The 22290-nt window shown below is 61.3% G+C and carries 25 protein-coding genes; 21 read left to right on the top strand and 4 right to left on the bottom strand.

Annotated elements, in window-relative coordinates; translation table 11 throughout:
• Positions 1-23: 23 nt before the first annotated feature.
• From PKKP23_RS04145 to PKKP23_RS04095, 10 genes are all read left to right on the top strand, one after another.
• Positions 24-959 (top strand): NAD(P)-dependent oxidoreductase, encoded by a 936-nt coding sequence (locus PKKP23_RS04145; RefSeq protein ID WP_126875908.1) that lies wholly within the window; start codon positions 24-26, stop codon positions 957-959.
• A gap of 23 nt (positions 960-982) precedes the next feature.
• A complete protein-coding gene (locus PKKP23_RS04140; RefSeq protein ID WP_017773584.1) occupies positions 983-1309 on the top strand; it encodes an NIPSNAP family protein in 327 nt (108 codons plus the stop codon).
• A gap of 12 nt (positions 1310-1321) precedes the next feature.
• On the top strand, positions 1322-2209 hold the full coding sequence (locus PKKP23_RS04135; protein WP_126875907.1) for an NAD(P)-dependent oxidoreductase: 888 nt from the start codon (positions 1322-1324) through the stop codon (positions 2207-2209).
• Positions 2210-2234: 25 nt separating this feature from the next.
• Positions 2235-3665, top strand: coding sequence for an aldehyde dehydrogenase family protein (locus PKKP23_RS04130; RefSeq protein ID WP_126875906.1), 1431 nt, complete (start codon positions 2235-2237; stop codon positions 3663-3665).
• A 115-nt stretch (positions 3666-3780) separates the two neighbouring features.
• Complete coding sequence (locus PKKP23_RS04125) at positions 3781-4185, top strand: carboxymuconolactone decarboxylase family protein (RefSeq protein ID WP_017773587.1); 405 nt, start codon at positions 3781-3783, stop codon at positions 4183-4185.
• Positions 4186-4292: 107 nt separating this feature from the next.
• The gene (locus tag PKKP23_RS04120; protein WP_126875905.1) at positions 4293-5642 is read left to right on the top strand and encodes an MFS transporter; all 1350 of its coding nucleotides are present in this window, start codon (positions 4293-4295) and stop codon (positions 5640-5642) included.
• Complete coding sequence (locus PKKP23_RS04115; protein WP_275094558.1) at positions 5642-6586, top strand: NAD(P)-dependent oxidoreductase; 945 nt, start codon at positions 5642-5644, stop codon at positions 6584-6586. Before PKKP23_RS04120 ends, PKKP23_RS04115 begins: the two co-directional genes overlap by 1 nt.
• Positions 6583-6981, top strand: a complete 399-nt coding sequence (locus PKKP23_RS04110) for a cupin domain-containing protein (RefSeq protein WP_126875903.1) — start codon at positions 6583-6585, stop codon at positions 6979-6981. The genes PKKP23_RS04115 and PKKP23_RS04110 overlap by 4 nt, the downstream gene beginning before the upstream one ends.
• Positions 6978-7748: a carboxymuconolactone decarboxylase family protein gene (locus PKKP23_RS04105; RefSeq protein ID WP_126875902.1), complete on the top strand. Its 771-nt coding sequence runs from the start codon at positions 6978-6980 to the stop codon at positions 7746-7748. The genes PKKP23_RS04110 and PKKP23_RS04105 overlap by 4 nt, the downstream gene beginning before the upstream one ends.
• Before the next feature lie 306 nt (positions 7749-8054).
• Positions 8055-8741, top strand: coding sequence for a GntR family transcriptional regulator (locus PKKP23_RS04095; RefSeq protein WP_126875900.1), 687 nt, complete (start codon positions 8055-8057; stop codon positions 8739-8741).
• Between the two features lie 16 nt (positions 8742-8757).
• Here the strand turns inward: PKKP23_RS04095 and tatA are convergent, their stop codons facing one another.
• The 4 genes from tatA to PKKP23_RS04075 all read right to left on the bottom strand — a co-directional run bounded on the left by tatA (position 8758) and on the right by PKKP23_RS04075 (position 11899).
• Positions 8758-8994, bottom strand: coding sequence for a Sec-independent protein translocase subunit TatA (tatA, locus tag PKKP23_RS04090; protein ID WP_126875899.1), 237 nt, complete (start codon positions 8992-8994; stop codon positions 8758-8760).
• A gap of 77 nt (positions 8995-9071) precedes the next feature.
• Positions 9072-9812 (bottom strand): ABC transporter permease, encoded by a 741-nt coding sequence (locus tag PKKP23_RS04085; protein ID WP_126875898.1) that lies wholly within the window; start codon positions 9810-9812, stop codon positions 9072-9074.
• A complete protein-coding gene (locus tag PKKP23_RS04080) occupies positions 9809-10756 on the bottom strand; it encodes an ABC transporter ATP-binding protein (protein WP_126875897.1) in 948 nt (315 codons plus the stop codon). The genes PKKP23_RS04085 and PKKP23_RS04080 overlap by 4 nt, the downstream gene beginning before the upstream one ends.
• 21 nt (positions 10757-10777) lie before the next feature.
• Positions 10778-11899, bottom strand: coding sequence for an FAD:protein FMN transferase (locus PKKP23_RS04075; protein ID WP_240658731.1), 1122 nt, complete (start codon positions 11897-11899; stop codon positions 10778-10780).
• A 387-nt stretch (positions 11900-12286) separates the two neighbouring features.
• Between PKKP23_RS04075 and nosZ the strand changes: the two genes are divergently transcribed.
• The 11 genes from nosZ to PKKP23_RS04020 form a co-directional block, all read left to right on the top strand.
• Positions 12287-14269, top strand: coding sequence for a TAT-dependent nitrous-oxide reductase (gene nosZ / locus PKKP23_RS04070; RefSeq protein WP_126875896.1), 1983 nt, complete (start codon positions 12287-12289; stop codon positions 14267-14269).
• 108 nt (positions 14270-14377) lie between these two features.
• Positions 14378-15634, top strand: coding sequence for a nitrous oxide reductase family maturation protein NosD (locus PKKP23_RS04065; protein ID WP_126875895.1), 1257 nt, complete (start codon positions 14378-14380; stop codon positions 15632-15634).
• A complete protein-coding gene (locus PKKP23_RS04060; RefSeq protein WP_126875894.1) occupies positions 15627-16538 on the top strand; it encodes an ABC transporter ATP-binding protein in 912 nt (303 codons plus the stop codon). Before PKKP23_RS04065 ends, PKKP23_RS04060 begins: the two co-directional genes overlap by 8 nt.
• A complete protein-coding gene (locus tag PKKP23_RS04055; protein WP_126875893.1) occupies positions 16535-17368 on the top strand; it encodes an ABC transporter permease in 834 nt (277 codons plus the stop codon). The genes PKKP23_RS04060 and PKKP23_RS04055 overlap by 4 nt, the downstream gene beginning before the upstream one ends.
• Positions 17365-17892, top strand: a complete 528-nt coding sequence (locus PKKP23_RS04050; protein WP_017773602.1) for a nitrous oxide reductase accessory protein NosL — start codon at positions 17365-17367, stop codon at positions 17890-17892. The genes PKKP23_RS04055 and PKKP23_RS04050 overlap by 4 nt, the downstream gene beginning before the upstream one ends.
• A gap of 10 nt (positions 17893-17902) precedes the next feature.
• Entirely contained in the window at positions 17903-18169 is a 267-nt protein-coding gene (locus tag PKKP23_RS04045; protein WP_017773603.1) for a hypothetical protein, read from the top strand.
• Between the two features lie 2 nt (positions 18170-18171).
• Positions 18172-18570: a toxin-antitoxin system TumE family protein gene (locus PKKP23_RS04040; RefSeq protein WP_126875892.1), complete on the top strand. Its 399-nt coding sequence runs from the start codon at positions 18172-18174 to the stop codon at positions 18568-18570.
• A gap of 22 nt (positions 18571-18592) precedes the next feature.
• A complete protein-coding gene (locus PKKP23_RS04035; protein ID WP_126875891.1) occupies positions 18593-19057 on the top strand; it encodes a c-type cytochrome in 465 nt (154 codons plus the stop codon).
• 127 nt (positions 19058-19184) lie between these two features.
• Complete coding sequence (locus PKKP23_RS04030) at positions 19185-21317, top strand: 4Fe-4S binding protein (RefSeq protein WP_126875890.1); 2133 nt, start codon at positions 19185-19187, stop codon at positions 21315-21317.
• A gap of 105 nt (positions 21318-21422) precedes the next feature.
• On the top strand, positions 21423-22076 hold the full coding sequence (locus PKKP23_RS04025) for a c-type cytochrome (protein WP_161978069.1): 654 nt from the start codon (positions 21423-21425) through the stop codon (positions 22074-22076).
• Between the two features lie 75 nt (positions 22077-22151).
• The coding region (locus tag PKKP23_RS04020; protein WP_275094557.1) for a ubiquinol-cytochrome c reductase iron-sulfur subunit N-terminal domain-containing protein at positions 22152-22290 on the top strand (139 nt) is incomplete at its 3' end.

Genomic DNA, 22290 nt, shown 5'->3' with positions numbered 1-22290 from the left:
ACTATTCACGTATGAGGATGGACATGACGAATGGTCCTAAGGATGACCAAGCAAACGGCGAGCGAAAACGTGGCGTGCTGGGTTTCGTCGGGGTGGGCACGATGGGGCGCCCCATGGCGCGGCGCCTGATCGAAGCGGGACACGACCTGATCGTCTACGACCGCGACGAAGCGGCTGTTGAAGCGCTGGCCGGCATGGGTGCGCGCACGGCGCAGTCGGTGCGCGAGGTGGCGGACAAGGCGCGCATTGTCTTCACGAGCTTGCCCACACCCGCGGTCTTCCGGCAAGTGGCCATTGGCGACGACGGGCTTGCGGGCGGCGACGCGCTGAAGATTCTTGTCGATCTCTCGACCGTCGGCTCGCGCGTCGAAAATGAAGTGGCGCAGGTGCTGCTCGCACGCGGGATCGAGACAGTGGATGCGCCGGTCAGCGGCGGTGCAGCAGGCGCCAGCAAGGGCTCGCTCGCGATTATGGCGGCCGGTGCGCCGGCGCCGCTCGACGCAGTACGCCCGTTGTTCGACGTGCTCGGCAAGGTCTTCGTGGTGGGCAGCGTGCCCGGCCAGGGGCAGTTGTTGAAGCTGTTGAACAACATGCTGTCCACCACCGCGTTTGCGATCACGTCGGAAGCCTACGTTGCCGGTATTCACGGCGGACTTGATCCCGAAGTGATGATGGCGGTCATCAATGCAGGCAGCGGCAAGAACGGCGCGACGCTCGACAAGTTTCCGAAGCACGTGCTGCCCGCCACATTCGATTTCGGCTTTCCGGTTGGCAGCGTGTGCAAGGACATCGGGCTCGCTGTAGAGGAATGCCAGGCGCTTGGCGTGCCGATGCGGGTGGGTAGCGCCGCACGCCAGGTCTGGAATGACGCGGCGATGCAGGACGGCGCCGCATGCGACATGACGGAACTCGTCAGATATGTCGAGCGCTGGTCGTCTGCCAGCGGCCTCGACGATTGAACAGCACATCACAGGAGAAACAGATGATTGTTGAAATGCGTATCTACCATTGCGCGCCGACGCGCCTGCCCGCACTGCTCGAGCGCTTCTCGACCACGACGCTCGGCTTTTTCGAGAAGTACGGCATCCGGCAGATCGGCTTCTGGACCACGCTGATCGGACCGGACAACCACGCGCTCACCTACATGCTGGAGTGGGAAAGTCTCGCGGAGCGCGAGCAGAAGTGGAACGCGTTCCAGACCGACCCGGAGTGGATCGCAAAGCGCGCGGAGACGGAGGCGGTGCGGCCCATCGTCGAGCGTATCGAAAACCACTTTCTCGTGCCGACGGCTTTTTCGGCGCTGGCATAGGAGTTGGACATCATGGGTCAAACCAGACGCATCGGCTTCATCGGCCTCGGCATGATGGGCGCGCCAATGGTGCAGTGCCTCGCCCACGCGGGTTTCGAGCTGTTCGTCGACGACGCCGATGCCACGCGCGCCGAAGCCATCGTCAGCCAAACCGGCGCGCAACGCCTGAGCGCCGCGAACGCAGGATCGCTCGATGTGCTCATCACAATGCTGCCGAACTCGGCGATTGTCGAACGCGTGCTGCTGGGGAGCGGCGCGGACGGCTGGATCAACCATCTGCGTGCCGGCGCGGTCGTGATCGATATGAGTTCGTCGGAACCGGAGCGCTCGCGCAAGCTCGGCGCGGTGATCGAGGAGCGCGGCCTCGCGTATCTGGACGCACCGGTTTCGGGCGGCGTGAAGAAAGCGAAGGAGGGCACCCTCGCAATCCTCGTGGGCGGCAGAGAAGACGTGTTCGCGAACTGCCGGCCCGTGCTGGAGGCGATGGGCAAGAGCCTGCTGCACATTGGCGGCGCGGGCGCGGGCCACGCCGCGAAGGCGCTGAACAACTACGTGTCGGCAGCCGGACTTGCCGCAACCGTGGAGGCCCTGCATATCGCGCAGCGTTTCGGTATCGAGCCCGCTGTCATGACGGATGTGCTGAACGCCTCGTCGGGCCGCAGCAATACGTCGGAAAACAAGGTGAAGCAGTTCATGTTGAGCGGCACCTTCGCATCCGGCTTTGCGCTGCAACTGATGACGAAGGACCTGAAGATTGCGCGGGCGCTCGCGCAATCCGTGGGGTATCCCATGACGCTCGGCGATACCTGCGTCGCCCTGTGGGACGAAGCTGCGCAACGCTCGACGCCTGCAACCGACCACACGGAAATGTATCGGCTGCTGCCCGTGAGCAGTTCCTGAACCGGCGCGGCCACTCGGAGTTTTCATGTCACACACTGCACAGTTCTACATTGACGGGCGCTGGGCGGAACCGGCCTCGCCGCGCTGGATGGACGTGATCGATCCAGCCACCGAAACGGCGTTCGAGCGGCTCGCGCTCGGCAACGCGCAGGACGTGGACCGCGCGGTTGCGGCCGCACGCCGCGCGTTCGCGACGTGGTCGGCATCGAGCGTCACAGCACGCGTCGCATTGTTGAAGCGTGTACTCGAGATTTACGAACGGCGCTATGACGAATTCGCCGAGCTGATGCGACGCGAAATGGGCGCGCCCATCACGTTCGCGCGCAACGGCCAGGCCGCGCGCGGCCCCGCGCATCTGAACACGCTGATCGAAGTGCTGGAGCGCTTCGAATTCGAGGAGCAACGCGGCAACACGCGCGTCGTGCTGGAGCCGATCGGCGTGTGCGGCCTCATCACGCCGTGGAACTGGCCGGTGAACCAGATCGTCGTGAAGATCGCGCCCGCGCTGGCAGCCGGCTGCACGATGGTGCTGAAGCCGAGCGAGTATTCGCCGCTCAGCGCGCTGTTGTTTGCCGAAGTGCTCGACGAGGCTCAGGTTCCGGCCGGCGTGTTCAATCTCGTGAACGGCGACGGCCCTGGCGTAGGCGAGGCGATTGCGGCGCACCCGGACATCGACATGGTGTCGTTCACCGGTTCCACGCGCGCGGGCGTGCTGGTCGCCCAGGCGGCCGCGCCCACAGTGAAGCGCGTCGCGCAGGAATTGGGCGGCAAGTCGGCGAACGTTCTGTTGGACGACGTCGATCTGGAGGCGGCGGTGACACGCGGCGTCGCCGCATGCTTCACGAACTCGGGCCAGTCGTGCTCGATCCCGACGCGAATGCTCGTGCCTCGTCATCTGATGACCGACGCAGCACAGATCGCGAAGCGCGCGGCGCAAGCGTACCGTATGGGCGCGACCGAAGACCCGGCAACGCAACTCGGCCCGCTCGTGAACCGCAACCAGTTCGAACGTGTGCAGATGCTGATCCAGAAAGGTATCGACGAAGGCGCGCGGCTCGTAACCGGCGGCACAGGACGACCGGCGGGAATTGATAAGGGTTACTACGTGAAGCCGACCGTGTTCGCCGATGTCACGCCCGATATGACGATTGCGCGGGAAGAGATCTTCGGCCCGGTACTTTCGATGATGGCCTACGAGACTGAAGCGGACGCCATCGCCATGGCCAACGGCACCGATTACGGGCTTGCCGCATACGTGCAGTCCGGCAGTGTCGAGCGGGCCCGCAAGGTGGGGCGCGCGCTGCGCGCGGGCGGCGTGCATCTGAACTATCCGCCAGCGGACTTCCATGCGCCTTTCGGCGGCTATAAGCGATCGGGCAATGGCCGCGAGTGGGGCGAAGCGGGACTGCGCGAGTATCTGGAAACGAAGGCGCTGGTGGGCTACGGCGGCACGTAAGCCGTGCACCGGACGCGCGCCAAAAAATTTTGTTCGTTTTGATTGTATGACAAACATTCAATCATTCCGTCATGCAATGACGATGCTGAATGGAACGAAACCGGGAGATCGCAAGATGGGCAATGAACGCTTCGACGAACGCTTTGAAAGGGGCTTCGAAAACCGCAAGGAAGTGCTGGGGGCCGCGCACGTGGAGAAGTCGTGGGCCAACGCAGACGACTTCAACCGCCCAATGCAGAAGTTCGTCACCGAGAGTTGCTGGGGCGATATCTGGGGCGACAAGACTCTACCGTTCAAGACGCGCAGCATGCTGAACCTCGCGATGCTTACCGCGATGAGCCAGCATCACGAACTCTCGGTGCATGTGAGAGGGGCGCTGCGCAACGGCGTAACGAAGGAAGAGATTCGCGCAGTGCTGATGCAGGCCGCGATTTATTGCGGCGTGCCGCTTGCGCTCGCCGCGTTTCGCGTTGCGAGCGACGCGATCAAGGCCTATGAGGCGGAGACCTCGGCGGTCTGACCGACCATGAGACACCGCGGCACGCGGCGGCGCCCGGCACTTGCGCCGCCGATGGCTATGCGGGGAAAACACGCGCCACGAGGCGCCGACAATGAACGGAGACAACGATGAAGACCCTGACAGCAGACGAAGTGGTACAGCGGGACAGCGATCAGTCGATCGAAACGAAGCGCCGCCATGCGATCAAAGGCGCGTTTTTTTCCGAGTTCATCGACATGTTCGATATCTATTTGCCGGTGGTCGTGCTCTCGCCGGTGCTGGCCTATTTTCAGCCGCCGCATCTGTCGAGCGGCATGGAGACGATTCTTGCGTCGCTGGTCTTCATCACGACGTTGCTGGGCCGGCCGGTGGGTGCGTTGCTGTTCGGCATGATCGCGGACCGGGTGGGGCGCCGCAGCGCATCCATCTGGTCGGTGTCGGGCTTCGGCATCGTCACGTTGCTGATTGCGCTGCTGCCGGGCTACCAGAGCATCGGGATCGTGTCGTACTGGTTGCTGGTGCTGCTGCGATTCGTCGACGGCATCTTCCTTGGCGGGGGCTATACCGGCGCGATGCCGCTCGCAATCGAGTACTCGAAGAAGTCGCAGCGGGGGTTCGTCGGCGGCTTCATCATTGCGGGCTTTCCGGCCGCTTACGTGACGATCAATCTGGTCGCGATGGTGATGTTCGTGTTGTTTCCGCTGAATGGCGTGAACTCGCCGTACGCGCAGTGGGGCTGGCGGGTGCCGTTCGTGATGGGTGCCGCGCTTGCGGGCATTCTCGCGCTGTACTACGTGCACAAGGTGGCGGAATCGGAAATCTGGAAGAGCGAGGCCGGCGACAAGCCGAAACAGGCGGAAAAACTGCCGTTGACCGACCTGATGCGCGGCCGCAGCGGACGTAACCTGCTTCAGGTGCTTTTGATGATGACCGGCTTCTGGCTCACGCAGAACATCATCACGATCTTTCTGCCCACCGGGATGCTCGTCAAGACGCTGCACCTGACGGGCTTCCAGATGACGCTCACGCTGATGATCACGTATTGCGTGCTGTTTTTCAGCTACATCGCCTCGGGCTTGATCGCACAGCGCATCGGACGGCGGCGCTTTTTCGTGATCGTCGGTCCCGCCATCGCAACCGTGGGCGCAGCGCTGATGTACGCGCTTGCCACCATCCAGGGGTTGTCGCTCGCGACGATCATGGTGTTGACGTGCCTGCTCGCCGTGCTCGTCACGTCTCCGTGGGGCGTCATCGTCACCTACATCAACGAGCGCTTCGTCACCGACGTGCGCGCAACGGGTTTCGGTGTCGGCTTCAGCCTCTCCGTGATCATTCCGTCGTTCTACGCGTTCTATATGAACTGGTTGAGCGCCTTCATGCCGTTGCATCTGACATCCGTCGTTCTGCTGACGGTGGGCGGCCTGATCGGCGCGATTGGAGCGTTGATGGGACCGGAAACGAAGGACGTCGATTTTTGATTCACCAACCACAGGAAACCGCAGAGATGAACAAGGAGCGGATCGGATTCATCGGCCTCGGCAACATGGGCGGCCGGATGACGCGGCGGCTCGTCGATGCCGGCATTGCCGTGCTGGGCTACGACGCAGCGCCGCAGCGGGTTGCCGCAGCGGGCGCGAAAGTCGCAAGCTCGATCGAAGAGGTCGTGAAGTTTGCGGGCGTCGTGATGATGTCGCTACCCGACAGCAAGGTTGTCGAGACGGTTGTCGAAGGCGAGGGCGGCGTGCTTGCGCACTGCCGTGCCGGGCAGATCGTCGTGGACCTGAGCACGGCGGCGGCCAGTTCGACGATACGGCTCGCACAGCGCTTCGCGCAGGAAGGCGTTCAGTACGTGGACGCCGGCATCTCCGGCGGCGCGGCGGCGGCGGAGAAGGGCACGTTGACGCTGATGGTGGGTGGCGACGAGCACGCGGTGGCATCGATCGAATGGGCTTTTGTGCCCATCAGCGCGAAGGTCGCGTACATGGGCGCGAGCGGCGCGGGACATACGACCAAGCTGCTGAACAACTTCCTGAACGCGGTGAGCCTTGCAGCGAGCGCCGAGGTCATGGTTGCGGGCAAGAAGGCGGGCCTCGATCTGCGGTTGCTGCTGGACGTGCTGAACAGCAGCAGCGGTGTGAATTTCGCAACGCTGAACCGCTTTCCGAAGATTGTCGAAGGGGATTATCTGGAAGGCGGCCTCACGGGCAAGCTGATGACGAAGGATGTCGTGCTCTACGTGGATCGCGCGCGAGAGTTGGGCGTGGTGTCGCTGAACGCGGCCGGGCCGCTGGCGAGCTTCGGGCTGGGCACCGCGCTCGGCTACGGCGACGTGATCAGCAACCGGGTGGTGGATGCGATTGGCGATGTATCGGGCGGCGTCCGGCTGTTCGATGGCAAACGTAACGAGGAGAAGCAGCAATGAAGGTATTTCACGGCAGGGCCGAGGGCGGTCGTTCGGAGCAACGCGGCGAAACGTTCACCGGGACGGTGTTCGCAGACCCGGTCATGCCCGCAACGAACGGCGTGACGATCAATACGGTGTTCTTCGCACCGAAGGGCCGCACTTACTGGCACACGCACGAGCAGGGCCAGGTGCTCCAGGTGACGGCAGGCAAAGGCTGGATCTGCGTGGAGGGCGAGGGACCGCAGGAAATCCGGCAAGGCGACATCGTGTTCATCGGGCCGAACGAACGCCACTGGCATGGCGCGAGCGACGCGAGCTACATGGTTCATATCGCGACCTCGCTCGGTAAGGCGACGTGGCAGGAGGAGGTCGCCGAGTCCGATTACCCGAAGGGGCTGGGTACGAACCCATGACGCGACCCACCGATTCCCAGCAGATCAAGGACGACTTCGTGCGGGTGCACGGCATCTGGAATGCAGCGTGGGAAAGCATGCTGCGTCTCGATCCGGGCTTCGTCGAGGCATACGTGCAGTTTTCGGCGGTTCCGCAGCGGCACCGTCATCTCGACGACAAGGTTCGCGAGTTCATCGCGCTCGCGGCGGACGCCTGTACGACGCAGCTTTATGCGCCGGGTGTCGCGCATCACATCGAGCGTGCGCTTGCGTTCGGTGCGACGCGAGAGGAGTTGATGGAAGTGCTCGAACTGGTGAGTACGATCGGCATTCATACGAGTAACGTCGGCGTGCCGATTCTCCTCGAGGTGCTCGAGGAAGAAGGTTTGCGTGCAGCGCCGGCACCGCTGGACGAGCGTCGGCGCGCATTGAAAACAGCCTTCGAGACCCATCGCGGCTATTGGCATGCGACATGGGAAGGACTGCTTGAACTCGATCCCGATCTTTTCGAGGCTTACGTCGCGTTTTCGTCGGTGCCGTGGCGCACCGGTGTGCTGAGTCCGAAGATCAAGGAGTTCATGTACTGCGCGTTCGATGCCTCCGCGACTCACCTCTATGTGCCCGGGCTGAAGCTCCACATGCGCAATGCGCTGCGCTACGGGGCGACCGCCGGGGAGCTGATGGAGTTGCTCGAGATTGTGAGTACCACCGGCATCCACGGCGCCGAACTGGGTGCGCCTTTGCTTGCGGCGGCGCTCGAGAGACAGTGCCATGCGGCCGGGCCCTGAGGTTTCGATGCGCCCCGAACGCTTTCATCCAGCACGCGGCGAAGACCGGGAGTTTGCACGGACCGTTGCCGCTGAACCCGAGCGCAGAACGCATTCGGCGTTCCGTGCGCTTCAGGGGTTGCCACTTGCGCGGCTGGCATCCAACGGAGACGAACATGCACCGGTCCGCACGGTGGCCATTCTCGGCTACAACTAGACGGTCGACCGCATACGTCTGATTGCCCCGCCCGATCGTCATCGCGCCACAGGATCAGGTTGGAGTGAAGTATCATAGCGACTGGATTTTTGTCGGACGGGAAGACAATAATGTCGACTGATATCGAGTTGGTCCGGCCTGAGACGTTGCGGCACCAGGTCGAGAATGTGCTTCGCCAGGCGATTATGAGCGGCCGCTTCGCGCCGGGCGCGCGGTTGATCGAACGGGAATTGTGCGAGACGCTGGGCGTGAGCCGCACCTCGGTGCGCGAGGCGCTGCGCAAACTGGAGGCGGAAAAGCTCGTGCGCAACGTGCCGCACAAAGGTCCGGTGGTGGCGGTGATGTCGCGTGAGGAAGCGGCCGAACTTTACGCATTGCGTGCGCTGCTGGAGGGCTTTGCGGCACACGAATTCGCCCGGCTTGCAAGCGACACGGCGATTGCGCAGTTCGGCGAAGCCGCGAAGGTGCTGCGCGCACAGGCGACCGCGCAAAACCAGTCCGGCGTGCTGGAAGCCAAGACCGCACTGTACGACGTGCTGCTGGACAACTGTGGCAATCGGCTCGTCAAGGAAATTCTGACGAGCCTTTATTCACGTGTGAATCTGCTGCGCGCGACCTCATTGATGCATCCTGACCGGCTGCCGAGCAGCCTGAAGGAAATCGACCGGCTCTACAAGGCGCTGAAGGCGCGCGACGGCGAAGAGGCGCAGGCGCTCGCACGCCAGCACGTGCTGAATGCTGAAAAGGCCGCGATGCGCATGCTGGAAGAAGAGGGCGACGCGCAGACTGCGTCATAGCAGTTGTTACTGAGCTTCACTCTGTCAGCGTGCTTCGTTCAACGCCGGTTGCCTGCGGCGGCTCCGGGTTGTCGTGGCTCGGCAGTTGTTCCAGCGCTACGACGTCTCGCGCCTCGCCTTCGCGCATTCCTTCCTTGAAGCCTTTCACTGCGCCCCCCAGATCGCTTCCCAGGGTGCGCAGCTTCTTCGTACCGAACACCAGCGCAACGACCAGCAAGACAATCAACCAATGCCAGATACTCAACTCGCCCATAACCCATCTCCTCTACGTTGCTGAAGCAAAAATGATTGAGCGCGAGCAGCGCTCCACTGCCACAGAAACAGAACACATCACACGTCGCGCCGACTGAGTCGTCGGGCGACAATCCATCCTGCCGCGATGAGGCACACTGCAAGCGCGGCAACCGATTGCACCGGCGCGATCGAAAATTGTGTCGTCAGCACACCTCGCATCAAATCGACACCGTATGCAGCGGGATCGTACGCGGCGGCAAAGCGGATCCACTGCGGTGCAAGATCGAGCGGATACAACCCTCCCGAGAGAAAAAACATCGGCAGAAGCAGCGTGTTCGATACGACCGGGAACACGATCACCGAGCGGAACGGCAACGCAAGCGCAAGCCCGAGCGCGGAAAAAGTCAGCGCAGCGAACGCCATCGCGCAGAGCAGAAGCATCAGGCGAGGCGCCGTCAACCCGATTCCAATGGCCGGCGAGAAGGGCAGCAGCAACAGGCTCTGCGCCCACGCGACCACTGCGCCCGCGCCGATTTTTCCGGCGGCGATCTCGATACGGCCGAGCGGCGAGACGAGCAAAGCGTTCAGCAATCCTGTCTGCCGGTCATGCACGATGCCGATGGCGGCTGAGGTTGCCGTGAACATCAGCGAAAGCCCGACGACACCCGGAAAGATGTATGCCTGATAGCCGCTCACCTCCGCATAGGTGCCGCTCCTGAGCGCCGCGCCGAGAACGAAAAGATAGAGCAAGGGCTGCGTAAGGCCGAACAGGATTCGCAGAGGCGATGCCCAGAACCGCTTCAGATCGAACCAGATGATGGCGGCGACGTTGCTCATGCGGGCACCGCTTTTGTCGCGTGAGAACGATGGCCGGCACGCATGGCGATGCAGTGCTCGACGATATTCCTGAGATCTGGCAATGCGATCTCGGCGCCCAGTACACGAAAGGGCATGCGTTGCAGCAGCGCTGGCAGCATGGCGTGGGGGTCCGTTCCCGGCACGACCACGGTGTGGCCATCCACCGATACCGTATGGCCCTGTCCTGCAAGCCATCCTGCCGCTTCTTCGACGGCTGGTACCCGCAATCGGATCGTGGCGGGAACAGAGGTGCACATGGTCTGCCATGTATCGTCTGCGAGCATGCGCCCCTGGTGCAGCACGACCACGCGACTGGCGTCGCGCGCCTCGTCGGTATGGTGGGTGGAGCACAGTACGGTATGACCGTCTGCCACGAGCGTTCTGATTTCCGACCAGAACGCGTGGCGTGCCGCGATATCGAGACCTAGCGTGGCCTCATCAAGCAAGAGGATGCGAGGCCGCGCAATAAGTGCCCGCGCGAGTTCGAGCCGCCTGCGCTGCCCGCCCGAAAGGCATTGAACGGGTGTTGCGGCGAATGCATCGAGCCCCGATGCTGCGAGTACGTCGTCAACGCGCACTCGCGCCGCGCGTCCGCTCAATCCCTGGCATTTCGAAATGAACCAGAGGTTGTCGCGCGCGCTCAGACGCGGTTCCAATGCGGACTCCTGAAACACGACGCCGATTCTCGAACGCACTTTATCGGGCTGGGTGAGCGCGTTGATGCCGTCGATGAAGATATGTCCGCTGCCTGGCATGGTCAGCGTTGCAAGAAGCAGGAGCAGTGTCGTCTTGCCTGCACCGTTGAGCCCTGCGAGCGCTACCAGCTCACCTTGCCCGATCGCCAGGCTGACGTCGTGCAGGATGGCGCGGCCGCCGCGCTGAACGCTCACCTTGCGCACGTCGATAGAGGGTTTCTCCGGCATATCGGGCAGCCTTCCAGTGTTTCAATCCAGACGTGCCGGGCGCAGCGACGGATCAGTGAAATGCACGCGTTCCGCCATGGCCGGGGATGCGAAAACGTGTCCCTGTGTGTCGACCAGCAGGACGGCGTCCACTCCTGTCTTGCGCGCAAGCGACATCGCCGTCGTGGCTCCCGCTACAAACGGCGCCTTGCTTGCGCCATCGGACAACGCGCCCGCATGCGGGCCGGGCTTCACGAGGACGGTCACCGACTCGCTCTGTGTGGCTGGAAAGCCGCTGCGTGGGTCGATGATGTGGCAATAACGCACGCCGTCCGCCTTGTAGAAGCGCACGTAGTCGCCGCTGGTGCCTATTGCCTCACCGTCACGCAGTTCGAGCGTCGCAAGCGTTCCTGGTTTGCGCGGGTCCTGGATGCCAACCTGCCACGGCATGCCGCCCTTGCTGCCGAGCGCGAGCAGGTTGCCGCCAACGTCGATCAACGCGTTTTCGACGCCGCGTTGCTTCAGGATCGCGGCGGCTTCGTCCAGCGACCAGCCTTTCGCATAGCCGCCAAGATCAATCGACACCGCGCGGTTAGCGCTGGTAACCACACCCGTAGGCGAGATCGCAAGGTCCGTTATATGGGCGTGCCGTGCGGCCTCTCGCTCCACCGCGTCGCGCGACGGTGGCACAACATCGAACTGGTCCGCCTGGAAGCCCCATAGCCGAATGAGCCGGCCGATGCCCGGGTCGAACAAACCCTGTGTGTCGAGCGATAGTTGCTGTGCCGAACGCAGAATCTCCGCAAGTTCCGCCGATGCCTGGAACGGCTCACCTGCTGCGATGCTGTGATTGAGCTGCATGACTTCCGACGGCTGCCATGCGTGCATTTCCCTATGCATTGCCTGAAAGTGTGCGAAAACTGCATCGGCATCCCGCTGAGCCTCATCGAGTGGCACGCCATAGAGCACTAATTGAACGCGAGTACCGAAGACGTAAGTTCCCTGGATATACAGTTCAGGCGTTCTGAGCGTAAGCCAAATCCCACCGGCAACAGCAATTGCGACGGACAGAAATATCCAGATGACTCTTCGGGAATTGAACAATTTACAAAAACTCTGAAGGGATTCACGGCTTGCGGCGCGGTTGCCGGGATGACCTGACATCGAGTGGATTATTGTTTTTTCGAATATCCCTACACTTGATCTACATCAAGGACGCCAGACAGTCGTCCACCCAGTGGGCTCCGCGCCCGATTGTCACATGTGCCACAAAAAGATGCATCCCTAATACGTATTTTGAGATAGATCAAACCCGGCCGTTCGGTAGAACACCAAACTAGCCCCGTATAAAAGTTCCGCTAAATCACAGGAAATCTCAAATTCCTTTCAATTTAATTTCTCTTGATTTTTAACCGCGTTGTCTTTTGGAGAGTCGAGGCACGGGAATAACCCTGTTCTGTTTGTGGATGTGTCTTGTCGTGCCGTAGTCGGGAGGCCTGCCTTTTCGGGTATGAAAACAAAGCCGCCGGGCAACCGGCGTTGAACGAATTAATGAGTGAGAATGTGATGACTTTTTCAAAAGGAAAATCTGAAGAAGCTGTAGTTCCGCAAGATTCGGGGCGTCGCAGGTTCCTCGCTTCTTCGGCGGTTGCGGGCCTCGCGGGCGCGAGTCTCTCGCTCGGTCTCGCCGGTTGCAACAAGAGCGGCGGCGGCACCGCTGCCGCCGCCACAGGTGGTGCAAGCGGCGCCGAAGGCACGGGTTCCGCCACCGCCATCAACTGGGACAAGTACGAGGTGCATCCTGGCAAGCTCGACACGTACTACGCGTTTTCGAGCGGTGGCCACTCGGGCGATCTTCGGGTCCACGGGCTGCCGTCCGGGCGCGAGATCCGGCGTATCCCGGTGTACAACATCGACTGCATGTCGGGTTGGGGCATCACGAATGAGTCGCGCAAGATCATCGGCACAAGGCCGAACGGGCAACTCAACTACTTCAACGGCGACACGCACCACGTCCATATGTCGTACACGGATGGCGTGTATGACGGCAAGTACATCTTCGTGAACGACAAGATCAACGCGCGCGTTGCACGCGTACGTCTCGACACGATGGAGTGCGACGCGATCACGTCGTTGCCTAACGTGCAGGGTTTTCACGGCATTTTCCCGGACAAGCGCGACCCGCTCGACGAGAACATCAACTACACGACGCGGGTGTTCTGCGGCAGCGAGTTCCACATTCCGCAGCCCAACGACGGTCGCGACCTGAACGACCCGAAGAAGTATTTCTGCCTGTTCACCTGCGTCGATGCGAAGACAATGCAGCCGCGCTGGCAGGTCAAGATCGACGGCAATCTCGATCTCGTGGCCACTTCGTACGACGGCAAGCTGGCCTGCTCGAATCAGTACAACACGGAAAACGGCGTCCACTACGAAGAGATGATGGCGGCCGAGCGCGATGCCTGCGTGTTCTTCAACATTGCGCGTATCGAGGAAGCGGTGAAGAACGGCAAGTTCTTCCACATCGGCAATTCGCAGGTTCCCGTTGTAGACGGCACGCACGTGGCCAACGCAGATCCGAAGACTGCGCTCACCTGCTATGTGCCTGTACCGAAGAACCCGCACGGCGTGAATGTCTCGCCGGACGGCAAGTATTACGCGTGCTCCGGCAAGCTGTCGCCAACCGCAACGCTGATCTCGCACGAGCTGGTGCTCAAGTGGTTCGACGGCGGTTTGAAGGAACCGCGGGACACGGTTGTTGCCGAGCCCGAGATTGGGCTTGGACCGTTGCATTCGGGTTTCGACGGCAAGGGCTTCTGCTACACGACGCTCTTCCTCGACAGCCAGATCGTGAAGTGGGACCTGGACGCAGCAATGAGGTCGTACAAAGGCGACAAGAATGCGAAGGTCGTGGTCGACCGCATCGACGTGCACTACCAGCCGGGGCACGGGTTCACTTCGATGGGCGAGACGCGGGAGCCCGATGGTCAATACTTCATTTCGGACAACAAGTTTTCCAAGGATCGGTACCTTCCGGTTGGCCCGCTTCACCCGGACAGCTCGCAGCTGATCGACATCAGCGGCGAGAAAATGCAACTGGTGGGGGATCACCCGCTCTACCCGGAGCCGCATGACTCCATCATGGTTCGACGCGACATTATCAAGACGCGGCAGATCTATGATCTGAACGAGTTCCCGCATGCGGTCAAGAGTCCGAAGGAAAACCGTGTCGAACGTCAGGGCCGCAAGGTCACGGTGTATCTGACTTCTCAGGCGCCGACGTTCGGTCTGCGTGAATGGACGGTGAAGAAGGGCGATGAGGTCACGATCATCCTGACGAATCTGGACAAGGTCGAGGACCTGACGCACGGCTTTGCTATCCCGTTCTACAACATCAGCTTCGTCGTCCATCCGCAGCAGACCCAGTCCGTCACGTTCGTCGCCGACAAGCCTGGGGTGTTCTGGTGCTACTGCACCAACTTCTGTCACGCGTTGCACCTCGAAATGCGCTCTCGAATGCTCGTGCAGGCGTAGCGTCAATACATGTGCCGGTAGTGGAAAGCGAGGCAGGGGGAATCTCCCCTGCCTCGCGATGACCGGCGCGCGTGCAAATTGAATAACCCCTGTGGTTGGTTGGCCAGAATGCCGAAGTTCTCACTCGCTGCGATGTTTGTGTTTGCGATGCTGCTCGCGCAGACCGCCGCGGCCGCCACGCTGGCCGTTCATCCCGGCGAGCGAATCGGCGCAGCCATCGAAGCAGCACAGGCGGGGGACACGATCGTTGTGTACGGGGGGCACTACGGGGAGAACCTGAGGATTACGAAGCGCATCACGCTGCAAGGAGTAGGTCGGCCCATGATCGATGGACACAATGCGGGCGATGTCATTCGCGTTGCCGCGCCGGACGTGAGAATTACCGGCCTTGCCATCGTGAACAGCGGAGCCAATCTCACCGCGCAGAACGCCGGCGTTTACGTGCAACCCAGTTCGGACAGAACCGAAATCGACCACTGCGAACTCGTCTACAACCTGTTCGGGCTCTGGATCGAGAAATCGGCAGACGTGCATGTGCAGGACAACCTGATTGTGGGCAAGCGCGACTTGCGCTCGCCGGACCGCGGCAACGGCATCCAGCTTTACAACACAACCGGCGCGCAGATCGTGGGCAACACCATCAGCTATTCGCGCGATGGCATCTACGTCGATGTCTCGCATCACGCGCTTTTCAAAGGCAACACGATTCACGACGTTCGATACGGTACGCACTACATGAATTCGTACTACAACGTGTGGGACGGTAACGACGTGTACCACAATCGCGGCGGTCTCGCGATCATGGAAGCGCGTAACCAGGTCGTGAAGAACAACAAGGTGTGGGGCAACACCGATCACGGAATCATGCTTCGCACCGTGCAGGATTCGGTGGTCGAGAACAACGTTGTGGCTGGCAACCAGCGCGGCTTTTTCATCTACGACGCCGAATACAACACGATCCGCCGCAATCTCGTCGTGGACAACGCGATCGGCGTGCATCTGTGGGGCGGCTCGGTTCACAACAACGTGACCGGCAACGACTTCATCCAGAACCGCGAGCAGATTCGCTACGTGGCCGCGAACGACGTGTCGTGGCCTGGCAACTACTGGAGCGACTACTTCGGCTGGGACCGGCGCGGGCGCGGCATCGGCGATATCCCCTATACGGCGAGCGATCTTGTCGACCGGCTGACCTGGCGTGTCCCGGCGGTGAAGGTGTTGATGAACAGCCCGGCCGTGCAATCGCTGCGCTTGATTGCCCAGCAGTTCCCGCTGATGGCGGTGCCGAGCGTTGTCGATGACACACCGCGGATGCAGCCGTTGCACGCCGCCTGGGTGAAGTGGATGGGGAAGCAGCATGATTGAACTCACTGGCGTCGCCAAATCTTTCGGCGCGTTGCGCGCGGTCGACGGTGTCGATCTGAAGATTCAGAAGGGCGAGTTGTTTGGCCTCATCGGCCGCAACGGCGCGGGCAAGAGCACGTTGTTCCAGCTCATGCTGGGGCTTGTCTCGCCCGATGCCGGCCGCGTTCAGGTTGACGGTGAACTCGTTGGCGGTCCGCGGTTTCAAGCCGTACGGCGAAAACTCGGCTACTTGCCGGAGAACGTCGTGCTTTACGACAACCTCACCGGGCTCGAGACGCTGCACTTCTTCGCACGACTGAAGGGCGTCAAAACAGCGGCATGCAAGGCGCTTCTCGATCAGGTGGGATTGAGCCACGCTGCAGCCGCTCGAAAGGTGCGCGAGTACTCGAAAGGAATGAGGCAGCGGCTAGGCTTTGCACAGGCATTGCTCGGCAACCCGTCACTTCTGTTTCTCGATGAACCGACGAATGGTCTGGACCCCGAAGGCATTCGCGAGTTCTATCGAATCCTGAAGACCCGGCAGCAGGCTGGAACCACCATCGTCATCACGTCGCACATCCTCGCCGAAATCCAGCAGCGCGTAGACCGTCTTGCGATTCTGCACAGCGGCAGCATTCAGGCGGTGGGCAGCGTGCAGACGCTGCGCGGCAAGACAAATCTACCGCTGTCCATCGAGGTGCACACGCATTCGGAGGACGTTGGCCCGCTACAGGCCGCGTTGAACCGCGCGCCGTTCGGAAAACTGACTATCCGCGAGCGTCTCATCGCATTTCAATGTCCACGCGACGCGAAGATGGCTGCGATTGCGGCGCTGTCGCCGTTGTCCGATCGGATCGCCGACCTGCAAATCCAGGAGCCGTCTCTCGAAGACGTGTTCCTCGGCTATACGGGAGCAAGCGCATGAGCGTATTCAGCCGTTCCCACTGGGCACAAATTGGCGTGATCGCCGGCAAGGAGTTCCACGACCGCATTCGTAGCCGCTGGGTGCTTGCCGTGTCGCTTGTTTTTGCGGCGTTCACGCTTGCCACCTCGTATTTCGGCGCAGCCGCACAAGGCTCAATCGGCTTTCATGGCATCGAGCCGCTGATCGCGAGCCTGGTCAGCCTCACCATCTACCTGTTGCCGTTGATCGCGCTGATTCTCGGTTTCGATGCACTCGTAGGCGAGCGTGAGCGCGGCACGCTGAATCTGTTGCTCTCGTATCCCATCAATCGTGTTCAGTTGCTGCTCGGCAAGTATGCGGGTCTCGCGGCGGCGCTGACCTGCGCCACGCTTGCAGGCTTCGGGCTGGCCGGCATCGTGATCGCCGTACGCGCGCCTGCGGCCGACTGGTATCAGTACGCCGGCTTCGTCATTAGCGCCGTGCTGCTCGGCTGGGTGTTCCTGAGCCTCGCGGTGTCCGCGTCGGTATTTTGCGCAAGCCGTACTTCGGCGAGCGGTGTCGCCATTGGCTTGTGGTTCTTCTTCGTGCTCGTCTACGACTTGCTGCTGCTCGGCGCATTGGTCGCAACGGGCGGTGCCGTACTCGGCCCGCTGTTTCCGCTGCTGCTGATGCTCAATCCCGCGGACATCTTCCGCATCCTGAACATATTCGGGCCGGCTGACCTGCACACGATGTACGGCCTCGTCAGCGTGTTTCCCGCGTCGCTCGCAGAGCCGCTTCTTCTCGGTCCGGTGATGCTCGCGTGGATCGCGGCGCCGCTCGGCCTTGCCGCATGGAGATTCAATCGATGAACTATCGCTTCTTCAAGACCACTATCGCGACGGCTATTGCAGTGCTCGCCATCGTGGTGACATCCGGATGCCAGAACGAATCGGCATCGTTGCCTCCGCCGCACGAGATTACCGACTCGACCGTGAGCGTGCTCGACGGCATGAGCCTGAAAGATTATCCCGGCCCGAAAGCACAGATTCTCTACGCAGACGGACAAGCGGACTTCTTCTGCGACACGTTGGGACTGTTCTCGGTTTATCTGCGCCCCGAGCACGACCGTAAGGTTCGCGCGATGTACGTGCAGGACATGGGAACAGCGGATTGGGAGCACCCCACCGGTCATTGGATCGACGCGAAGCAGGCTACCTACGTAATCGGTTCGAAAAAACCTGGTGCAATGGGCCAGACCTTCGCGTCGTTCGCAAACAGGCGTGACGCTGAGCAATTCATGAAATCCGAGGGCGGGAAGCTGTATCGCTTCGATCAGGTCACGATCGACATGGCGACAACCGATGGCGGCGTGGTCAAAGACCACAACATGTGAGGGAGTAGAGATGACGCAATTTTTTCAGAACGTGCCTTCGGAAGCGGCGATGCAGATCGACGCGCTCAGTCGTGTGCTGTACGACCTGCGCGAAGACCGCAAGCTGATCCTCGCGCAGTACGGTGCAGACGACGAAGAAAATCTGCTCGCACTCATCGAGTCTGGCGATGTGGGAGAGCACCCGGCCTATGAACATTACCTTGGCGCAAAAACGCTTGCACATACGCGCGAAATCATTCGCGAACAGTTGCGCGAACTGCTCGCGACGGGAGTCTGACGATGCTGCACCTTGAATTGAAGGAACAAATCGAGGCGACGTTCGATGCGACACAGCTCGCGTCGATCACGCTATGCCGAGACGCGCTGGAGTTGCAACTGATCAACGGCGTCGATCTGACGCTGCGCTTTGCTGCGCCGCGCGAGTACGCGATGAACTGGCGCTGGGGCGAAGCGACGATGCGCATTGACACCGCCCCACTGCACCGCACGCTCCGCACGTTCCCGAATCATCTGCATACGCCGGACGGCGACGCCGTCGACGATCCGGTCAGCCAGATCGATGCGGACCCGTGGCTCAACGTCCGTGTGCTGATCGAGCGGCTACTCGCGCAACCGCTGCTCGGTTACGAACCATCGCTTGCCGATGTATTGCCGGCTGCGTCAGCTGACGCAGCTTGAAACCTGATTGAGGAGATAAGAGATGAAAGCTCGCAACCTGTTGATTGCTGGAATTGGATTTGCACTGACGCTCGGCCTGTCGGCTTGCGACAAGAGCGGCGCTGCTTCACAGGCCGCCGGCGCGGCACAAACATCGATTGCACCGGTGGCCTCCGTCACCGTGGTGGCCGCGGCAGCGCCTGCGACGGCAGCGGTGAATCCTGGTACGGCGACGGCGAGCGCCGATGCACCGAATCCCGCAGGGGAGAAGGTGTTCAAAAGCGTCTGTTTCATGTGCCACCAGACGGGCGCAGCGGGTGCGCCTGTTTTCGGCAACAAGGGTGACTGGGCGCCGCGCATTGCGAAAGGCAAACCCACGCTGTACAAGCACGCGCTTGAAGGGTTCACGGGCAATAACGGCACAATGCCTTCACGCGGCGGCAACCCGAGTCTGAAGGATGACGAAGTAAAGGCCGCAGTGGACTTCATGGTCTCCAAGGCGCAGTGACATGAGTGACGATGCTGTGCCGGCCGCGGTTCGCCGGCAGGCGCGGCGTCAGAAATCCGACCGGGCGACCTGCGGGACTTTCAGTTCCGGAAAAGCGGTGCCGCGCGGCCTTTTCAAAGCGACAAAAATGAAAGTATCGTTTTGGATCGTGGCATTGGTGCTGCTCTTCGCGGGCATGCCGCCGGCCTTCGCTTCTATCTACGAACAGGAGCTGCCGGATCAATTGTTCAGTCAACCCGAGATGTGTAAGTGGACCGACTGCGCGGGCGTACTGCCTGGCGCTACCGAGTTCTCTGCACGCAAGGGAAATCCGCCGTACGTCGAGGCCTACGCTAACGATGGCCACACGCGGGTGCTGAAAGGCTACGTGTTTCTGTCCACCGACATCGTCGATATTCAAGGCTACTCGGGTAAGCCCATCGTCACGCTGATCGGGATGGATACGAAAGGCGTGATTACGGGCGTCAGGGTACTCAAGCATAGCGAGCCCATCTTGCTGGTCGGTATTCCCGAGAGCAAGCTCCTCACATTTCTGCATCAATATGTGAGCCGGTTTGCTGGCGCGCGATTCGAGATCGGGCGTAGCGATGCGGGTAGCACGAGCCTTGACGCCATTTCCGGGGCCACCGTGACGGCCATCGCGGAGAACCAGTTGATTTCGCGTTGCGCCGTTGCCGTCGCAAGCCAGGTCGGCATCGTGAAGGAAACCATTCTCCCGCAGGCGAGGTTGCTGCCGGCGGTCGCGCGTTACGGGTGGCAGGCGCTCGTCGACATGGGGGCTGTGCAGCATCTGGCCGTCCATGCGAGCGACGTCGGCGCCGCGGATACCGGTTCGCCCTACCTCGACCTGTACTACGGTTACCTGAATGCACCTGCCATCGGCAAGAGTATTCTGGGTGACTACGACTACGCGCAGTTGATGAGCCGGCTCAAATCCGGCGAACAGGCGCTCTTCGTCGTTGCAAACGGTACGGAGTCGTTCAAGGGATCGGGGTTCGTACGCGGTGGCATTTACGACCGTATCCAGGTGCGCCAGGGAATCAACGCGTTCACCTTCAAGGACTCCGATTATCTGAACCTGTACTCGTTGCAGGCCTCGGGTGCTCCGTCGTTCAATGAAACGGGCATCTTCATTGTGCGTAGCACGAGGTTCAGCGCGGCCTACCCGTGGAAGTTCGTATTCCTCGGTCATAAGATCGACAAGGAAACCGGCGCAAAGAATTTCTCGGCATTCAATTCGCCGTACTGGCTGCCGGCGCGCTTTCTTCAAGGCGGCCACCCGCATGTAGACGAGGAAACGCCCGCCTGGCAGAACGCCTGGCGCGCCAAGCGTCTGCAAATCGGTCTGTTCATCGGTTGGGCCGCAGCCGTCATGCTCTTCTTTGCCACGCGGGACCGCTGGGTACGCAAGGCGAAGCGTGCGGACAAACGCTGGGTTTCGTGGCCCAAGACAGCAAGCTGGCTCATTGCCATTGGTTTCGCTGGATGGTACGAGCTGGCGCAACCGTCGATTACCCAGGTGCTCACATTCGTCCACTCGCTGTTCGGCGGCTGGAATCTGGGGCTCTTTCTTTCCGACCCGTTCATCTTCGTGTTCTGGATCGTGATTGCGGTCACGGTGTTCGTCTGGGGGCGCGGGCTCTTTTGCGGCTGGATGTGCCCGTTCGGCTCGATGTCGGAGTTGCTCTACAAGATCGCCCGGGCGACCGGCCTGAAGAGGCTGCAACGCAAGCTGCCCATGCGACTGCACAACTCGCTACGCAAGCTCAAGTACGTTGTGTTCGCCGTGCTGCTCGCCGTATCGTTTTTCTCGATGCCGTGGGCCGAAAAGCTCGCGGAGATCGAGCCGTTCAAGACGACTTTCCTTGTCGGCGTGATGAACCGGTCGTGGCCGTTCGTGCTGTTCTGGGCCATCGTCGTGGGTGCATCGATCTTCATCGAGCGGCCGTTCTGCAAATATCTGTGTCCGCTCGGCGCGAGCCTCGCACTGCCTGGTCGTTTTCGCTTCCTCAAGTTGCGTCGCAAGTCAGAATGCACGACGTGCCATGCGTGCGCGGCAGGCTGCGGATCGCAGGCTATCGACGATGCAGGGCGGATCGACCAGATGGAGTGCATGCTGTGTCTGGACTGCATGGTGCTGTACTACGACGAGCACACATGCCCGCCGCTATCGAAAGAAAGAAAACGGCGCGAGAAGCAGGGGCTACCGTTGACGCCGGTCGGAAAAGACGGTCATTACATTCCGATCAAGCCGATCTGATCTGCCATCCTTAACGATTTCTTTGTGGATCCATTTTGCGCGGCGAGGCAGTAAGGGCCTCGTCGTGACTTGCTCAATCTATAACTCCCATGAAGCGGGGCGCGAATGAATCGAATGTGCGGGACTTGGGCAGTGTTTCAGTTGGCGGTTGTATTGTCGGGTTGGACTGTTTTGGGACACGCGGCCGAACTCGAGAAGTCGGATGCCAATCGAGGCAAGGTCATCGTTACCCAGGTATGCGCGGCATGCCACGGCGCAGACGGTAACAGCGCCGTGGACACTTATCCGAAGCTCGCGGGACAGCACGCCGAATACCTCGCCAAACAACTCAGGGATTTCAAGGCACGCGCCGATGCAGCGCAACCGGCCCGCAACAACGCGATCATGGCAGGCATGGCGGGCGCGCTGTCCGATCAGCAGATCGCGGACGTAACGGTGTATTTCGCATCGCAGACGCCGAAGCCCGGCTACGCGCATGACAGGGACGCCATTGCACTGGGGCAGAAGATCTATCGCGGCGGGATTGTCGAAAAGAGCGTGCCTGCATGTGCTGCCTGCCACGGGCCCAGTGGCCAGGGCATTCCCTCTCAATTCCCACGCCTCTCGGGGCAATGGGCGACCTACACGGCCAGTCAGTTGAACGCGTTCAGTCAGGGGCCGGGCGCGCGCGACAACAGCCCTACGATGCACGCCATCGCATCGCGTCTGTCGGATAACGAAATAAAGGCGGTTTCCGACTACATATCGGGGCTGCACTAAGGCGCCTGCATTAGCCGGGACTCGTCGCCCTCGAAGCGATTCAAGCAAAAATTCAATCTGGAAATGAGGAGTGTGATGCCAGTTCACGAAGATGACCGCGTCGACAGCAGCCGCCGTACGTGGCTGATAGCGACGTCCGTAGCAGGTGGCATAGGAGGCGTGGCCACTGTCGTACCCTTCGTTAGTTCGTTTGCACCATCGGAGAAGGCCCGTG

Origin of the sequence: Paraburkholderia kururiensis JCM 10599 = LMG 19447 (assembly GCF_003986935.1) — a bacterium.
GTDB lineage: Bacteria > Pseudomonadota > Gammaproteobacteria > Burkholderiales > Burkholderiaceae > Paraburkholderia > Paraburkholderia kururiensis.
Note: the sequence above shows the minus strand (reverse complement) of the source record. Positions and strands in the feature narration are given on the sequence as shown.

Excerpts from the sequence above, each read along its gene's own strand:
- PKKP23_RS04040 (WP_126875892.1), top strand. The coding sequence starts at position 18,172 with ATGCTGCACCTTGAATTGAAGGAACAAATCGAGGCGACGTTCGATGCG.
- PKKP23_RS04065 (WP_126875895.1), top strand. The coding sequence starts at position 14,378 with ATGCCGAAGTTCTCACTCGCTGCGATGTTTGTGTTTGCGATGCTGCTC.
- PKKP23_RS04085 (WP_126875898.1), bottom strand. The coding sequence starts at position 9,812 with ATGAGCAACGTCGCCGCCATCATCTGGTTCGATCTGAAGCGGTTCTGG.
- PKKP23_RS04105 (WP_126875902.1), top strand. The coding sequence starts at position 6,978 with ATGACGCGACCCACCGATTCCCAGCAGATCAAGGACGACTTCGTGCGG.
- PKKP23_RS04055 (WP_126875893.1), top strand. The coding sequence starts at position 16,535 with ATGAGCGTATTCAGCCGTTCCCACTGGGCACAAATTGGCGTGATCGCC.
- PKKP23_RS04080 (WP_126875897.1), bottom strand. The coding sequence starts at position 10,756 with ATGCCGGAGAAACCCTCTATCGACGTGCGCAAGGTGAGCGTTCAGCGC.
- PKKP23_RS04140 (WP_017773584.1), top strand. The coding sequence starts at position 983 with ATGATTGTTGAAATGCGTATCTACCATTGCGCGCCGACGCGCCTGCCC.
- PKKP23_RS04075 (WP_240658731.1), bottom strand. The coding sequence starts at position 11,899 with ATGTCAGGTCATCCCGGCAACCGCGCCGCAAGCCGTGAATCCCTTCAG.
- PKKP23_RS04025 (WP_161978069.1), top strand. The coding sequence starts at position 21,423 with ATGAATCGAATGTGCGGGACTTGGGCAGTGTTTCAGTTGGCGGTTGTA.
- nosZ (WP_126875896.1), top strand. The coding sequence starts at position 12,287 with ATGAGTGAGAATGTGATGACTTTTTCAAAAGGAAAATCTGAAGAAGCT.
- PKKP23_RS04145 (WP_126875908.1), top strand. The coding sequence starts at position 24 with ATGACGAATGGTCCTAAGGATGACCAAGCAAACGGCGAGCGAAAACGT.
- PKKP23_RS04110 (WP_126875903.1), top strand. The coding sequence starts at position 6,583 with ATGAAGGTATTTCACGGCAGGGCCGAGGGCGGTCGTTCGGAGCAACGC.
- PKKP23_RS04045 (WP_017773603.1), top strand. The coding sequence starts at position 17,903 with ATGACGCAATTTTTTCAGAACGTGCCTTCGGAAGCGGCGATGCAGATC.
- PKKP23_RS04135 (WP_126875907.1), top strand. The coding sequence starts at position 1,322 with ATGGGTCAAACCAGACGCATCGGCTTCATCGGCCTCGGCATGATGGGC.
- PKKP23_RS04050 (WP_017773602.1), top strand. The coding sequence starts at position 17,365 with ATGAACTATCGCTTCTTCAAGACCACTATCGCGACGGCTATTGCAGTG.
- PKKP23_RS04130 (WP_126875906.1), top strand. The coding sequence starts at position 2,235 with ATGTCACACACTGCACAGTTCTACATTGACGGGCGCTGGGCGGAACCG.
- PKKP23_RS04120 (WP_126875905.1), top strand. The coding sequence starts at position 4,293 with ATGAAGACCCTGACAGCAGACGAAGTGGTACAGCGGGACAGCGATCAG.
- PKKP23_RS04030 (WP_126875890.1), top strand. The coding sequence starts at position 19,185 with ATGAAAGTATCGTTTTGGATCGTGGCATTGGTGCTGCTCTTCGCGGGC.
- tatA (WP_126875899.1), bottom strand. The coding sequence starts at position 8,994 with ATGGGCGAGTTGAGTATCTGGCATTGGTTGATTGTCTTGCTGGTCGTT.
- PKKP23_RS04060 (WP_126875894.1), top strand. The coding sequence starts at position 15,627 with ATGATTGAACTCACTGGCGTCGCCAAATCTTTCGGCGCGTTGCGCGCG.
- PKKP23_RS04035 (WP_126875891.1), top strand. The coding sequence starts at position 18,593 with ATGAAAGCTCGCAACCTGTTGATTGCTGGAATTGGATTTGCACTGACG.
- PKKP23_RS04125 (WP_017773587.1), top strand. The coding sequence starts at position 3,781 with ATGGGCAATGAACGCTTCGACGAACGCTTTGAAAGGGGCTTCGAAAAC.
- PKKP23_RS04095 (WP_126875900.1), top strand. The coding sequence starts at position 8,055 with ATGTCGACTGATATCGAGTTGGTCCGGCCTGAGACGTTGCGGCACCAG.